At 59.0% G+C, this 14,750-nt stretch carries 11 protein-coding genes and 1 tRNA gene; 5 read left to right on the top strand and 7 right to left on the bottom strand.

All coding sequences use genetic code 11. From position 1 onward, the window contains the following. The first annotated feature begins 11 nt into the window (after nucleotides 1-11). The 4 genes from yejM to eco all read left to right on the top strand — a co-directional run bounded on the left by yejM (nucleotide 12) and on the right by eco (nucleotide 3,888). On the top strand, nucleotides 12-1,772 hold the full coding sequence (gene yejM / locus AC6CWS_RS01430) for an LPS biosynthesis-modulating metalloenzyme YejM (protein WP_049013176.1): 1,761 nt from the start codon (nucleotides 12-14) through the stop codon (nucleotides 1,770-1,772). Nucleotides 1,773-1,848: 76 nt separating this feature from the next. Continuing rightward, nucleotides 1,849-1,925 (top strand) — tRNA-Pro (locus tag AC6CWS_RS01425). 187 nt (nucleotides 1,926-2,112) lie between these two features. Continuing rightward, nucleotides 2,113-3,222 carry an AI-2E family transporter gene (locus AC6CWS_RS01420; RefSeq protein ID WP_032453546.1) on the top strand — a complete coding sequence of 370 codons (1,110 nt, stop codon included), beginning with the start codon at nucleotides 2,113-2,115 and terminating at the stop codon, nucleotides 3,220-3,222. A gap of 174 nt (nucleotides 3,223-3,396) precedes the next feature. Next, a complete protein-coding gene (gene eco, locus AC6CWS_RS01415; RefSeq protein WP_023290474.1) occupies nucleotides 3,397-3,888 on the top strand; it encodes a serine protease inhibitor ecotin in 492 nt (163 codons plus the stop codon). A 55-nt stretch (nucleotides 3,889-3,943) separates the two neighbouring features. On the opposite strand, the gene mqo is transcribed toward eco, so the two are convergent. Continuing rightward, entirely contained in the window at nucleotides 3,944-5,578 is a 1,635-nt protein-coding gene (mqo, locus tag AC6CWS_RS01410) for a malate dehydrogenase (quinone) (protein WP_032453547.1), read from the bottom strand. Between the two features lie 281 nt (nucleotides 5,579-5,859). On the opposite strand from mqo, the gene AC6CWS_RS01405 reads away from it, so the two are divergent. Continuing rightward, entirely contained in the window at nucleotides 5,860-7,098 is a 1,239-nt protein-coding gene (locus AC6CWS_RS01405; RefSeq protein WP_023290476.1) for a SulP family inorganic anion transporter, read from the top strand. Here the strand turns inward: AC6CWS_RS01405 and mgtE are convergent. From mgtE to AC6CWS_RS01375, 6 genes are all read right to left on the bottom strand, one after another. After that, on the bottom strand, nucleotides 7,061-8,497 hold the full coding sequence (gene mgtE / locus AC6CWS_RS01400; protein WP_080901692.1) for a magnesium transporter: 1,437 nt from the start codon (nucleotides 8,495-8,497) through the stop codon (nucleotides 7,061-7,063). The genes AC6CWS_RS01405 and mgtE overlap by 38 nt on opposite strands. A 149-nt stretch (nucleotides 8,498-8,646) precedes the next feature. After that, nucleotides 8,647-10,290 carry a multidrug ABC transporter permease/ATP-binding protein gene (locus AC6CWS_RS01395; protein ID WP_080901691.1) on the bottom strand — a complete coding sequence of 548 codons (1,644 nt, stop codon included), beginning with the start codon at nucleotides 10,288-10,290 and terminating at the stop codon, nucleotides 8,647-8,649. 74 nt (nucleotides 10,291-10,364) lie between these two features. Beyond that, the gene (alkB, locus tag AC6CWS_RS01390) at nucleotides 10,365-11,018 is read right to left on the bottom strand and encodes a DNA oxidative demethylase AlkB (RefSeq protein ID WP_080820375.1); all 654 of its coding nucleotides are present in this window, start codon (nucleotides 11,016-11,018) and stop codon (nucleotides 10,365-10,367) included. Next, entirely contained in the window at nucleotides 11,018-12,082 is a 1,065-nt protein-coding gene (gene ada, locus AC6CWS_RS01385) for a bifunctional DNA-binding transcriptional regulator/O6-methylguanine-DNA methyltransferase Ada (RefSeq protein ID WP_080901690.1), read from the bottom strand. The genes alkB and ada overlap by 1 nt, the downstream gene beginning before the upstream one ends. Nucleotides 12,083-12,155: 73 nt before the next feature. Next, the gene (apbE, locus tag AC6CWS_RS01380) at nucleotides 12,156-13,208 is read right to left on the bottom strand and encodes an FAD:protein FMN transferase ApbE (protein ID WP_080901689.1); all 1,053 of its coding nucleotides are present in this window, start codon (nucleotides 13,206-13,208) and stop codon (nucleotides 12,156-12,158) included. 103 nt (nucleotides 13,209-13,311) lie between these two features. Then, entirely contained in the window at nucleotides 13,312-14,424 is a 1,113-nt protein-coding gene (locus AC6CWS_RS01375; protein ID WP_065812277.1) for a porin OmpC, read from the bottom strand. Between the last annotated feature and the right edge of the window lie 326 nt (nucleotides 14,425-14,750).

Here is a 14,750-nt window from a genome sequence, read left to right as displayed (position 1 = left end):
AGCAACAGTATATGGTGACTCTACGTCAGCCCTACCGAGAAAAAGTCTCCCAGATGGTTAGCTGGGGGCACTGGTTCGCCCTGTTCAACATGTTGTTGGCCATGGTGCTCGGCAGCCGCTACCTTTTTGTCGCCGACTGGCCGACGACGCTTGCCGGACGACTCTTTTCGTACGTCAGTCTCGTCGGGCACTTCAGCTTCCTGGTGTTTACCAGCTATGTGCTGATCCTCTTTCCGTTGACCTTTATCGTGGTCTCGCAGCGCCTGATGCGCTTCCTGTCGGTGATCCTTGCCACCGCCGGGATGACGCTGCTGCTGATAGACAGCGAGGTCTTTACCCGCTTTCATCTTCATTTAAACCCGGTGGTCTGGGAGCTGGTCATCAACCCTGACCAGAATGAGATGGCGCGCGACTGGCAGCTGATGTTTATCAGCGTCCCGGTCATCTTTTTGATTGAAATGCTCTTCGCCACCTGGAGCTGGCAAAAGCTGCGCAGCCTGACGCGTCGCCGCCATTATGCCCGCCCGGTCGCCTGGTTCTTCTTTTTGTCGTTCATCAGCAGCCACCTGGTCTATATCTGGGCGGATGCCAATTTTTATCGCCCGATCACCATGCAGCGAGCGAATCTACCGCTTTCTTATCCGATGACCGCCCGACGTTTCCTTGAGAAACATGGCCTGCTCGACGCCCAGGATTATCAGCGTCGCCTGGTGGAGCAAGGGGCGCCGGAGGCGGTATCGGTCCAGTATCCGCTCAGTAACCTGCGCTACCGCGACCTCGGTGCGGGCTATAACGTGCTACTGATCACCGTCGACAACCTGAACTACTCGCGGTTTGAAAAAACGATGCCGGCGCTGGCGGCGTTTGCCAAAGAAAACGTGAACTTTACCCAGCATATGAGCTCGGGCAATACCGCCGACAGCGGCCTGTTTGGCCTGTTCTACGGCATTTCGCCAGGCTATATGGACGGTGTCCTCTCGGCGCGTATTCCCGCGGCGCTGATCACCGCTCTCAACCAGCAGGGCTACCAGCTGGGCCTGTTCTCTTCTGATGGGTTTAGCAGCCCGCTGTATCGCCAGGCGCTGCTCTCCGACTTCTCGCTGCCGAGCGCGAAGACCCAGAGCGACGAGCAGACCGCCAATCAGTGGATCGGCTGGCTGGACCGTTACGCGCAGGATGAGAATCGCTGGTTCTCGTGGGTCTCGCTCAATGGCACCACCCTCGACGATACGCAGCAGCAGGGCTTTGTCCGCCGTTATAGCAAGGCGGCAGGCGACGTTGATGCCCAGATCGATCGGGTGCTGACCGCGCTGCGCGAAGCCGGCAAGCTCGATAATACGGTGGTCATTATCACCGGCGGCCACGGCAAGCCGCTTAACGTCAAACACGACCCGTTCGACTGGTCGCGCGAGCAGCTGCAGGTGCCGCTGGTTATTCACTGGCCGGGCACGCCGGCCCAGGAAATTGCCACCCTGACCGATAACAAAGATGTGATGACCACGCTGATGCAGCGCCTGCTTCACGTGTCGACGCCGGCCAATGAGTATTCGCAGGGGGAAGATCTGTTCAGCGCCGCGCGGCGTCGGAACTGGGTCACCGCGGCCAACGGCGATACGCTGGCCATTACCACCCCGGCTATCACCGTGGTCCTCAACCATAACGGCACCTATACCACCTGGAGCCGCGACGGCGAGAAAATCAAAGATCAGAAACCGCAGCTCAGCCTGTTGCTGCAGGTCCTGACCGATGAAAAACGCTTTATCGCTAACTGATTGATTAATTATGAATCAATCGCGCGCGACCCGCTTGCATTCGCCTGGGGAACGGGTAATATTGTTCCCCACGCGTCGGCACGTAGCGCAGCCTGGTAGCGCACCGTCATGGGGTGTCGGGGGTCGGAGGTTCAAATCCTCTCGTGCCGACCAAAAATCCCTGAGAAACCAGCCTTTTAAGGCTGGTTTTTTTATGCCCCTCTTTTACGCCTGTTCCCCTCTGCTCGTTGAATTTGTGCCCTTTCCGCGCCACAGCGTATAGAGTACGACTATCCTGATGGTAAATTACGTCGTAGCATCTATTATTCGACCGTATGACTCATAAGCAGGAGCGGATGACATGAGAGTTAATGGACTTACCAAAGGATTTTTCATCCTTATCGTCTTCATTGTAACCCTGGCCTTTTTTGATGTTCTCTCACCCTATTATTCCGCCATCCTCTGGGCCGCCATCCTCGCGGTGATTTTCAATCCGGTCAAAAACAAGATGCGCACCCGCCTCGGCGAACGTAACGGCCTTGCGGCGCTGATGACCATCGTCATTATCTGCCTTATCGTGTTCACGCCGCTGGCGATTATCCTGTCGTCACTGGCCTACGAGCTGAACGTGGTGTACAGCAAACTGCAGCATAACGATACCCAGTTTCCGACGGTGGTCGCCAGCCTGATCGCCCACCTCCCCGGCTGGGCCAGAAGCTTCCTCGCCGAACATAACCTGGATAGCGCGCAGCAGATCCAGCAGCAGCTCTCCGATGTCGCCCTGAAAGGCGGCCAGTATCTGGCCGGCAGCGCGTTTCTGATTGGTAAAGGCACCTTTGGCTTCACCGTCAGCTTCGGCATTATGCTCTACCTTCTGTTCTTCCTGCTGAAGGATGGCCCTCACCTGGTGCTGTTGATCCTCGAATCTCTGCCGTTATCCAGCTACGTGAAGCAGCACCTGTTCGCTAAGTTCGCCGCGGTGGCCCGCGCCACGGTAAAAGGCACCGTCGCCGTGGCGCTGGCGCAGGGGGCGCTGGGCGGCTTTGCCTTCTGGATCGCCGGTCTGGACGGCAGCATTCTCTGGGGTGCGCTGATGGCGTTCCTGTCGCTTATCCCGGCGGTAGGCTCGGCCATTATCTGGGTGCCGGCGGCGATTTACCTCTTCGCCACCGGGCAGCTGTGGCAGGGCGCCTTTATCGTCGGCTTCTTTGTCATTGTGATTGGCCTGGTGGACAACATTCTGCGTCCGCTGCTGGTGGGCAAGGATACCAAAATGCCGGACTACCTGATCCTTATCGCCACGCTGGGCGGCATGGAGATCTACGGTATTAACGGCTTTGTTATCGGCCCGCTGATCGCCGCCTTGTTTATCGCCTGCTGGAATTTGCTGTCGGGGCGGGAACACGCTGGCAACACCGATGAAATCGATGAAGAATTTATTGAGGAAGCGAAAAATAGCCGTAATGAATAATTTCACCGGCAGGCCTCTGGCGGCCTGCCAGCGCCCCTGTTGCGCTCTGCGCGGCCGACGTCTTACCAGTAGATAACACTATTCATTTTGCAAAAATTGGTAAATAAATCTTAACATTTAGCAAAGTGATGATAGGCTATCTCTGTCAGGAACGAAAATAAAGGATGATCAACCGTGAAAAAAATCACTACGCTAGCCGTTTCTCTGCTGACCGCCGCCTGCATGTCTGCCGGCGCCCTGGCCGCAGACCAGCCGCTGGAAAAAGTCGCGCCGTTCCCGAAAGCGGAAAAAGGCATGAAGCGTCAGGTTATTCAGCTGCCGCAGCAGCAGGATGAATCGGCGCTGAAGGTTGAGCTGATGATCGGCCAGACGCTGGAAGTTGACTGCAACCACCATCGTCTTGGCGGGGAGCTGGAAAGCAAAACCCTGGAAGGCTGGGGTTATGACTACTATGTTTTTGATAAGCTGAGCGGCCCGGTATCCACCATGATGGCCTGCCCGGACGGCAAGAAAACGAAGAAATTTGTGACTGCCGGCCTCGGCGATGACGCCATGCTGCGCTACAACAGCAAGCTGCCGATCGTCGTCTACACGCCGACCAATGTCGATGTGAAATATCGCATCTGGCGCGCGGAGGAGACTATCGGTAACGCCGAGGTCCGCTAAGGCGCGCCATTAAAACGGCAATAAAAAAACGGCAGCCCGCAGGCTGCCGTTTTTGTCAGAGCGCGATATCCGCTATCGGCTTGCCGCCGCTCAGCGGCTTCAGCTCCGCCTGCGGGGCTTCATCCATCGCCGCGGCTGGCTCATATTTCAGCTCCAGCACTTCACTGGTCCACGCCAGCGCTTTCTCAATCTCCGCCGGGTTGCCATCAAGGCGAATACCGTAGGTCGGGATGATCGCCTTCAGCCTGGCCTGCCATTCCGGCGAATTAACTTTGTCCTTAAACACTTTTTCCATCAGCTGCAGCATGATAGGCGCCGCGGTGGAGGCGCCTGGCGATGCGCCGAGCAGCGCCGCGACGGTGCCTTCGTCATCGCTGACCACTTCGGTGCCCAGGCGGAGCACCCCGCCCTTCTTCGCATCGCGCTTGATGATCTGCACGCGCTGACCGGCCTGCCACAACCGCCAGTCCTCTTTCCGCGCTTCCGGATAGTATTCGCACAGCGCGGCCAGACGATCTTTGTCTTTCTGCATCACCTGGCTAATCAGATATTTCACCAGATCGAAGTTGTCCAGGCCGACGTTGAGCATCGGCAGGATATTCGAGGTATTGGTCGAGGCCAGCAGATCCCACAGCGAACCGTTCTTCAGGAAGCGGGTCGAGAAGGTCGCAAACGGCCCGAACAGCACCACGCGTTTACCGTCGATAATACGGGTATCGATATGCGGCACCGACATCGGCGGCGCGCCCACTTCGGCCTGGCCGTAAACCTTCGCCAGATGGTGGTTTACCACCTCCGGATTTTCGCAGACCAGGAACTGGCCGCCGACCGGGAAGCCCGCATACTCTTTGGCCTGCGGAATGCCGGTTTCCTGCAGCAGGGTCAGCGCCGCACCGCCGGCGCCGATAAAGATAAATTTGGCTTTAATAACCCGCTTCTGACGACGGTTGTCGGCATCCGCGAGGGTGACCGTCCAGCTCTTGTCGGCGTTGCGCTTGAAGCGACGCACCACGGTGCCCAACTGGAGGGAGAAATTATCATGCTTTTGCAGGCTGGCGATCAGCTGGCGGGTGATTTCGCCATAGTTGACGTCGGTTCCCACTTCCGTACGGGTGGCGGCCACTTTTTGCAGCGGGTCGCGACCTTCCATCACCAGCGGCGCCCAGGCTTTGATCTGCTGATGGTCTTCAGAGTAACGAATGCCGCGGAACAGTTCGCTCTGCTGCAGCGCCGCATAGCGCGCGCGCAGGAAGTTGACGTTATCTTCGCCCCACACAAAGCTCATGTGCGGCACGCTGTTAATGAATGATTTTGGTTTGTTCAGGACGCCGCGCGTCACCTGATGCGCCCAGAACTGACGCGAGATGTGGAAGGCTTCGTTGATGTCGACCGCTTTGTCGATATTGATGCCGTTGGCGGTCTGCGGCGTGTAGTTCAGCTCCATCAGCGCCGCGTGGCCGGTCCCCGCATTGTTCCACCCGTTTGAGCTCTCTTCCGCCACGCTGGACATCTGCTCAACCATGGTAATAGACCAGTCTGGCTCAAGCTCCTGCAGCCAGGTTCCCAGTGTGGCGCTCATAATGCCGCCGCCAATCAACAATACATCCGTCTCTTGCTCATGGCGGGTGTTGGTCCGAGTGCTGTTGGGACCAACCGCCTGTGAGCGTGGTACGGCCATCTTTTTATTCATCGGATTTGAGCCTTACTTTACTCGCTGTTTTTATTTAGCGCAGGTGATACGATTCTCACCCCTCACGTTACCACCGAAGCTCAAAAATTTAAATATTGTTTAAATTTTAAGTTCTGTTTTGAGATCCGTTATAAAAATGTTTAATAAATGTATACAGCAAATCACTTTTTGTACTGGTGCGCTGGTAGATTCCGCGCTATCATCCCTGGTTTTGTGACAGACCGCACGGAAGCTGGGTCTGACGCCGCTCCTCCTTTTTTTATAAGCTGCGAACTTTTTTTATGCCTCCAGTTTCTGACTCCGCCGCTTCCGGCAACCTGCGCACCATCCTCCGTTCTCCGTCGCTGCTGACGCGCGAAGCCCTGGCCGGCGTGCTCACCGCCCTGGCGTTAATCCCGGAAGTGATTTCGTTTTCTGTCATCGCCGGCGTTGACCCGCAGGTGAGCCTGATTGCTTCCGTGGTGCTCTGTCTGGCGATGTCGCTACTCGGCGGACGTCCGGCGATGGTCACCGCCGCCGCGGGCTCAGTGGCGTTGGTCATTGGCCCGATGGTGCATCAGCACGGCGTGGGTTACATTCTGCCAGCCGTCATTCTGGCGGGTATTATTCAAATTTTGTTTGGTCTGTGCGGCATGGCGCGCCTGATGCGCTTTATCCCCCCAGCGGTGATGACCGGGTTCGTCAACGCCCTCGGGATCCTGATTTTCTTTGCCCAGGTGCCGCACTTCTGGAGCCGCCAGCCGCTCATCGTCGGCCTGTTTGTCCTGACGCTGCTTATCGTCCTGTGGGCGCCGCGCTTTATTAAGGCTATCCCGGCGCCGCTAATCGCCATCGTCGCGCTCACTCTCTATACCGTCACCACCGGCCAGCTGCTGCCGACCGTCGGCGATGAAGGCTCGATGAGCGGCGGCCTGCCGGGATTCACCGCCCTGACCGTTCCCCTCAATCTTGCCACGCTGCAGATTATCTGGCCGTGCGCCCTCAGCATCGCCTTTGTCGGCCTGATGGAGTCTTTGCTGACGGCTAAGCTGGTGGATGACCTGACCCATACGCCGTCGAATAAATCGCGGGAGAGCGCCGGGCTGGGTATCGCCAACATCCTCGCCGGCTGTTATGGCGGTATCGCGGGCTGCGCGATGATCGGCCAGACCATCGTTAACGTGGAAATGGGTAAAGCCCGCAGCCGTCTCTCTACGGCGATCGCCGGCCTGGTGCTGCTCCTGCTGGTGACAGCGCTCAGCCAGGTGATGGCGAAGATCCCGATGGCGGTCCTGGCCGGGGTGATGGTGATCGTGGCGGTGAAGACCTTTAGCTGGCACAGCATTCGCCCGGGCGAGCTGGCGCGCAATCCGTGGCCGGAAACGCTGGTGATGCTGGTGACCGTCGCCGCGACGGTAGGAACCAGCAATCTGGCGATTGGCGTGCTGGCGGGGATCGTCGCGATGGCGATCATCCCCCGCCGCCTGCGGGCAAAAGCGCAGGCTACATCAGAAACAGCGTCGCCAGCCCCAGAAAAATAAAGAAGCCGCCGGTGTCGGTGATAGCGGTGATCATCACGCTGGAGCCGACCGCCGGGTCGCGCCCCAGCTTCACCATGACCATCGGGATTATGACGCCCATCATCGCCGCCATCAGCAGGTTGAGCATCATGGCCAGCGTCATCACTCCGCCAAGCTGCGGATCGTCATACAGCCACCAGGTGATGGCCCCCATGATCCCGCCCCACACCAGGCCATTAATCAGCGCAACGCCCATTTCACGCAGGATCAGGAAGGTAAAGCTGCCGGGCTGGATCTGCTGCAGCGCCATCGCCCGGACGATCATGGTGATCGTCTGGTTGCCGGTATTGCCGCCGATCCCGGCGACGATCGGCATCAGCGAGGCCAGCGCCACCAGCTGAGAAATGGTGTGTTCGAAGCCGTCGATGACCCTGGAAGCGATAAACGCCGTACACAGGTTGACCGCCAGCCACGCCCAGCGCGTTTTCACCGCCTTGCTGACCGGGGCGAAGACATCTTCTTCATCGCTCAGACCGCCCATCCGCCGCAGATCGTTGTCGGTCTCTTCATAGACCACATCGACGATCTCATCGATGGTCAGACGGCCGATCAGCTTACCATCGGCATCGATAACGGCGGCGCTGAGCAAGTCATCACGTTCGAAGGTGCGCGCCACCTTCTCCGCCTCTTCGTGCGGCTGAAAGGTGACCGGATCGCCCTCCATCACCTCCCCCACCCGCTTCTGCGCATCGTTAAGCAGAATGGTCTGCAGCTCCAGCTCGCCGAGCAGCAGCTTATTGCGGGTGGTGACAAACAGTTTGTCGGTGTTCTCCGGCATTTTACCGAGACGCCGCAAATAGCGCTGCACCGCCGCCAGGGTGGCCTCCGGCCGCACCGTAATGACCTCAAACTCCATGATCGACCCGACGCTGTTGTCGGCGTAGCGCATGATCTGGCGAATACGGGCGCGCTTCTCGGCCGGCAGGGTCGCCAGCAACCGTCCGGTCAGGTTGCGCGGCAGATGCTGCAGCAGGTAAACCTGTTCATCGATATCCAGCGGCTGCATCGCCTGCAGCAGCTCGTGGTCGCTCATCTTATCGATGAGGTCGCCCCAGACGTTTTCTGAGGCTTCCAGCAGCACTTCGCCGCGTTTATCGTCGGGCACCTGGCACCACAGCGCGGTGCGGGCGTCATAGGGGAGCGCTTCCAGCGCATCGGCGAGATCCGGCGGCGGCAGATGCGAGACCAGGATTTCCACTTCGGCCAGGTCATCGGCGAGCGTACCTTCATCGTAACGTTCTGCCAGCGTCAGTTTGCCCAGCAGCGCAGAGGTCACCGCTTTATCGGTGCTCAACAGCCAAATCAGACGGGCGCGCTCTTCGTCACGCAAGCGGGCGCTTTTTTTATGCAAAACGGACATCGGTCGGGCAATCCTTTTGAGAATAGTGAGCCGGCCTGCAGGCCGGAAGCCTTAAGCATAGCGCGAGGAGGGGGAAATAATAACCGTCAGCAATGTAGACGCTGAAAATTTCAGCGGCGCCCGGGCTTTCCCCGGGCGCGCAGCGTGAATCAGGCCGTGCGGGCCACCGCATCGCGGGAGGCCTGCTCCCGCTCTTCGCCGGTGAGCTCTGACAGCTGCCCGGCACGCATCTCCAGCAGGCGATCGGCGTGCTGGAAGTAGTGATCGTCATGGCTGATGGCGAACACGGTTTTCCCCATCTGCTTCATCAACGGCAGCAGGACCTGGTAGAACTCGCGGCGGAAATGCGGATCCTGATCCGCCGCCCATTCATCCAGCAGAATGATATCCCGGGACTCGGCCAGCGCCAGCAGGAGCGCCACACGCTTCTTCTGCCCTTTCGACAGCCGCAGGTCGCCGATCTTACCGTTTTCCAGCTGCAGCTTGTGGGCCATTTGCAGACGCTCCAGCCACGTTGCCACCAGCGCCGGATCGGCCTCCTCGCCCTGCGGCCCGAGCAGACGGTCGAACAGCCAGACGTCGGTAAACACGGCGGAGAACAGTTTGCGGTACGCCTCCGGTTTATCCGCCGCCAGCGGCTGGCCGTCCACCAGAATCTGACCGGAAACCGGCTGATACAGGCCGGTCAGGAGCATCGCCAGGGTTGACTTGCCGCTGCCGTTGCCGCCGATCAGAAACACCAGTTCGCCGCGTTTTAGCGTCAGATTAAGCGGCCCTACCGCAAAGCGATGGTCCGGATAATGGAAAGTGACATCGCGCAGCTCCAGCGTCTGCCAGTCAGCCTGCGGCTGCGGCCGGGGGAAATCGGCCCGGTAAGGGGCGAGGGAGAACTGGCGCAGCTTGTTGAACGCCACCTGGGCGCTCAGCAGCGTGGGCAGCGCGCCGACGGCGGAGAGCAGCGGCGTGCGCAAAAACAGCAGCGTCAGGGAGTAGGTCGCCGCCACGGCGGTATCGGCCCAGCCGAGGCTGTTGGCCATCCAGAACACCAGCCCGATGGCGCCAAGCATCATAATATTCGACCAGTTGACCGCGCTGAGGTGGAAGGTATCGGCGCGAACGATGTGGTGCCGGTACTCACGGGCGTCCGGGAGGTAGAGCTGATTAAACACATACTCCGCGCGCTCGCGGTTGAGGGTTAGCTCTTTGCGCCCTTCCAGCACCGTCTGGTAGTCGTGATAAAGCTTATCTTCCGTTTCGCGCAGGCTGGCCATATGTCTGTAGACCCGCGACACCAGCACAAAACCGCCCCAGATGGTGAGCGCCATCCACAGGGCCGTCACCAGCATCATTTTTCCTGACAGCCAGGCCAGATAAGCGGCGGAGCCGAAGGTGAGAATGATCCCCTGCACCAGCTCAGGGAGGCGTACAAAGGCGATGGTAATATTGCGGATATCGCTGGTCAGCCCGGCAAGCAGCGACGCGCTGCCGATCTTCTCCACCTGTTCAATCTGGGTATCGAGGATGCGTTTCACAAACTCGCCGCGCAGGCGATAAACAAAATGATGGCCGAGGGTGGTCAACGCCAGCTGCGAGCCCAGGGTCACCGCCATCAACAGCCCCAGCAGGCCAAGAAATTCCGGCAGCACCCGCAGCGAGGTATCGACAATGGCGATCAGGCGCAGGTTAATAAAGGCGATTAAGCCGATACCCAGCGCGGCGCTGAGCAGGCTGAGGGCAATCACGCCCAGAAACGGCCAGCGATACTGGCGCCAGACGAGAGAAAGAAGTTCCATAACAGGCTATCCGGAAAAGCAAAACAGCCAGCAGTTTAAACGGCTCGCCGGTGACATCAAGAATAATTCTTATTTTAATCGCCGGGACGGCCCGCCTGCCGAAAGGTGAGGTTATATCGACAGTCTCCGGTCTCGGGATGATGGCCCGCTTTCAGCGGCTGAACGCCATGATAAAACAGGCGCGACTCCCCGCCCCAGACCACCACATCGCCATGCTCCAGCAGCAGCCGCTGCAGCGGGTCGCTGCGCTGCAACCCGCCAAACTGAAAGATGGCCGGCACCCCCAACGAGACCGAGACGATCGGCGCCCGCAGATCCTGTTCATCTTTATCCTGATGCAACGACAGCTTTGCGCCGGGCTGGTAGCGGTTAATCAGACAGGCGTCGGGGGAAAAGCCCGGATAGCCGCCGGCCACGGCTGCCGCCAGCGCCAGTTCACGGAATACGGCCGGCATCGGCGGCCAGGTGTGATGAGTTACCGGGTCGACCGGGGCGTAGAGGTAGCCGTGGCGATCGGTGGTCCAGCCCAGCCGGCCGCAGTTGGTCATCGCCACCGACATGGTGTACCCGCCCGGCGTGACCATCTGGCGAAACGGCGACTGACGGGCGACATCGGCAATCGCCTGCAGCAGCCCCGGAGCGTGCTCGCGGGCAAAGCGCCGAAGGACCACCGCGCCGGGGGCCAGCGGCTCCTGCCACGGTGGGGTATCGCTAAACAGATCGAGCATTACTCCTCCTCTCGTTGCGCCTCGCGCGCCAGCAGCTGCGCTTTTCGCGCGGTTCCCCAGCGATAACCGGACAGCGCGCCATTCTCACGCACCACCCGATGGCAGGGAACGATCACCGCCAGCGAATTCGCCGCGCAGGCGCCGGCCACGGCTCTTACCGCCCGCGGCTGGCCAATATGCTCCGCCACCTGGCGGTAGCTGCGGGTCTCGCCCGCCGGGATCTGCCGCAGCGCCTGCCAGACCTGCAGCTGGAACGCGGTGCCCTGCAGATCCAGCGGCAGCGACACCGGCCGCCGGCTGTCGTCGAGGTGGGCGAAAATCTCCGCCATCTGACGACGAAACTCAGGGTCGCCCTGGCGCAGCTCGGCGCGGGGAAAGCGCTGGCGCAGATCGTCGAGCAATGCAGCATCGTTATCACCCGGCAGCACGGCGCAGACGCCGCGTTCGCTTTGCGCCACCAGGCAGCGGCCCAGCGCGCAGTCGCCCGTCGTCCAGGTCACCACGGCGGCGGCGCCGCCGCGGCGAAACTGGCTGGCGGTCATCCCTAAGGCGGCATCGGCCTGGCGATAATAGCTGCTGCTGTCGGGGAAGCCGGCAGCCAGCGCGGCGCGGGTCACCGGATTCCCCTGCTCCAGCGCCTCCCGCAGGCGTCTCGCGCGCCACGCCTGCTGCCAGGCTTTGGGGGTCATACCGGTCACGGATTTGAATAAACGGTGGAAATGAAACGGGCTAACCGCCAGCTCGCGCGCCAGCGCCTCGAGGGTCAGGGGCGCCTCCTGCTCCAGCAAGCGACAGGCCTGCGCCACTTTATCGCTCCTTTGCTGCTGCGGGCAGGCTTTATCCGGCTGGCAGCGTTTGCAGGGGCGGAATCCCGCCGCCACGGCAGCAGCGACGTCAGCAAAAAAGCGCACGTTTTCCCGCCGCGCGCGCCGCGAGCGGCAGGAGGGACGGCAGCAGATGCCGGTGGTCAGTACCGCAAAGACGAACTGACCATCGGCCCGGGTATCACGCTCGCAGACCGCCTGCCAGCGGCGGTCATCAGTATCGGCAACTATCGGTTTCATCACGGGTCTCCTGCTGTAAGTGTATCCTCAGTCTGCGGTAAAGCCCGCCGCAAAAAACCCGCAATCTTGCTTTTTAATTTTTTTCGCCGACGAGGAAGGTACGGAACTGCGGCGACATCCAGGTTTTAAAGCCCTCCCCCTCTTTGACGATCATGTAGACCGCCAGCCCCTGCTCGCGCACCACCTGCTGCGCTTTTTCCGGCCCCAGCACCATCAGCCCGGTATCCCAGCCGTCCGCCTCCAACGCCGTTGGCGCAATAACGGTCACCGAGACCAGCTTATGGGTTATCGGCTGCCCGGTCTGCGGGTCGATGACGTGTGAGATACGTTTCCCGTCGAGTTCATAGTAGTTGCGATAGCTGCCGGAGGTGCTGATGCCGTGGCCATTGATGTCGACAATCGCCTGAACGCCGTTTTCCCGGTCGGTCGGTTTCTGGATCGCCACCCGCCAGGGCTTGCCTTCGCCATTCATCCCGCGGCTGACCAGCGCCCCGCCCACCGACACCAGATAGCGGGAGATCCCCTCCTGCTCCATCAAGCGCGCAAGGTGGTCGGCGGCATAGCCTTCCCCCACGGTGGAGAGGTCGACAAACAGATCGGGAATATCTTTTTGCAGGAACTGCCTGCCGCTCTGATTGATAACCTGCAGATGCTGCAGGCCGGTGCGTGCTTTCGCAGCGGCGATCGCCTGCGCATCCGGGGTGGCGACCGGCTGTTTATCCGGGCCAAAGCCCCACAGATTGACCAGCGGCCCCACGGTGATGTCCATCGCGCCGTCCGTTTTGGCGCCAATCCGCAGCGACAGGGTCACGATGTCCGCCATCGCTTCGCTCACCGGCCAGGGCCGGGTATCCGCCGCGTGGTTGAAACGCATCAGCGCCGAGTCGTTTTTCCAGGTCGACAGCAGGCGATCGTCGGCGTCCAGCTGGGCCTGAACCTTGGCGCGCAGCGCCTGGGCCTTTGCCTCATCCACACCGATAACGCTGACCCGCCAGAAGGTGCCCATCGTTTTACCATCCAGTACGGTGGCCGTTGAAGCGGGTGTCGCGGGAGTGGTGGCTGAATCGCAGCCAGAGAACAGTACGCAGGCGCCCAACAGCGCGGCGCGAAAGAAAGTCATATCCATTAATCGAGGCTCCTCTTACCAGGGCGACAAGAGTATACCAGCGAGGTTAAACCAGACATAAAAAAAGGCGCCAGAGGCGCCTTTTTGTTATACAGCTTGCAACTTAGAACTGGTAAACCAGGCCCAGGGCAACCACGTCGTCGGTAGAGATACCGGCTTTACGAGTGAAGTCGTTTTCATCCAGCAGGTTGATTTTGTAGTCAACATAGGTGGACATGTTTTTGTTGAAGTAGTAGGTCGCGCCCACGTCAACATATTTCAGGATGTCCTGGTCGCCGTAGTTTACACCTGTGAAGTTATTCTGCAGGTTTTTACCTTTAGACTGCAGGTAAGCGACGGACGGACGCAGACCGAAGTCGAACTGGTACTGAGCAACCACTTCGAAGTTCTGCGCTTTGTCAGCAAAGCCCAGGGAACCAGCGCGAGTTGCGTTGTAGGTCTGGGTGTACTGAGTGGCCAGGTAGATGTTGTTCGCGTCGTATTTCAGGCCGCCGGTGTAGGTTTCAGCGTTGTCGCCACGACCCAGTGCCGGAACACTATTCTGCTCGTCGGTACGTTTGGAGTGAGAGTACGCGAAACCAGCGCTGATGCCATCAAAGATGTCATAGGTCAGAGAGGTGCCGAAGCCGTCGCCGTTCTGTTTGCTCCAACCACGACCGTTGTTGGTCGCGCCTTCGCCGCTGACGCTGCCGTTTTTACCCTGGTACTGCAGAGCAAAGTTCAGGCCGTCAACCAGACCGAAGAAGTCAGAGTTACGGTAGGTTGCAACGCCGTTAGCACGGGACTGCAGGAAGTTGTCAGAACCGTAGGTGTCGCCGCCGAATTCCGGCAGAACGTCAGTCCAGGACGTTACGTCGTATACTACGCCGTAGTTACGACCGTAGTCGAAAGAGCCCGCGTCGCCAAATTTCAGACCGGCGAATGCCAGACGAGTCCAGGCCTGATCGCTGGAGCTTTCAGTGTTGTTCGCCTGAACGTTGTATTCCCACTGGCCGTAACCGGTCAGCTGGTCGTTGATCTGAGTTTCACCTTTCACGCCTACACGCATGTAGGTCTGGTCGCCGTCGACGCTCTTGTCGTCAGAGAAGTAGTGCAGACCGTCAATTTTACCGTACAGGTCTAATTTGTTGCCGTCTTTGTTATAAATTTCAGCCGCATTTGCTGCGCCTGCTACCAGCAGAGCCGGTACCAGGAGGGACAGTACTTTAACTTTCATGTTATTAACCCTCTGTTTGTTATATGCCTTTTATTATGCCACTGCTTACTGATTACCCTTCTAATCAGTCGGCTATTTCATTGTGCTGCAAAATGCAGAATAATCCAACAAGAATATGATACTAAAACTTCTAAGATGTTTCAAAGTTCCCACAAGATGTTTCAATTTGTAAATGCAGCGGAACTTTTTTTCACCCCAAAATGGCCAGGGAAATACGCACTTATAATCAAAAAAAATATTTAGCCATTCAAAATCAATATGATATACAAAACCAAGCCTATAGCACTGAATGGTAAAACAAAATGATCATTGGTGACTAAAATAAG

This window comes from Klebsiella sp. M041, from assembly GCF_059759695.1.
This window is presented reverse-complemented; position numbering and strand designations above follow the sequence as displayed.

Coding starts and splice junctions, on each gene's coding strand:
- yejM (WP_049013176.1), top strand. CDS start 12: ATGGTGACTCTACGTCAGCCCTACCGAGAAAAAGTCTCCCAGATGGTT.
- AC6CWS_RS01420 (WP_032453546.1), top strand. CDS start 2,113: ATGAGAGTTAATGGACTTACCAAAGGATTTTTCATCCTTATCGTCTTC.
- mqo (WP_032453547.1), bottom strand. CDS start 5,578: ATGAATAAAAAGATGGCCGTACCACGCTCACAGGCGGTTGGTCCCAAC.
- AC6CWS_RS01405 (WP_023290476.1), top strand. CDS start 5,860: ATGCCTCCAGTTTCTGACTCCGCCGCTTCCGGCAACCTGCGCACCATC.
- mgtE (WP_080901692.1), bottom strand. CDS start 8,497: ATGTCCGTTTTGCATAAAAAAAGCGCCCGCTTGCGTGACGAAGAGCGC.
- AC6CWS_RS01395 (WP_080901691.1), bottom strand. CDS start 10,290: ATGGAACTTCTTTCTCTCGTCTGGCGCCAGTATCGCTGGCCGTTTCTG.
- alkB (WP_080820375.1), bottom strand. CDS start 11,018: ATGCTCGATCTGTTTAGCGATACCCCACCGTGGCAGGAGCCGCTGGCC.
- ada (WP_080901690.1), bottom strand. CDS start 12,082: ATGAAACCGATAGTTGCCGATACTGATGACCGCCGCTGGCAGGCGGTC.
- apbE (WP_080901689.1), bottom strand. CDS start 13,208: ATGGATATGACTTTCTTTCGCGCCGCGCTGTTGGGCGCCTGCGTACTG.
- AC6CWS_RS01375 (WP_065812277.1), bottom strand. CDS start 14,424: ATGAAAGTTAAAGTACTGTCCCTCCTGGTACCGGCTCTGCTGGTAGCA.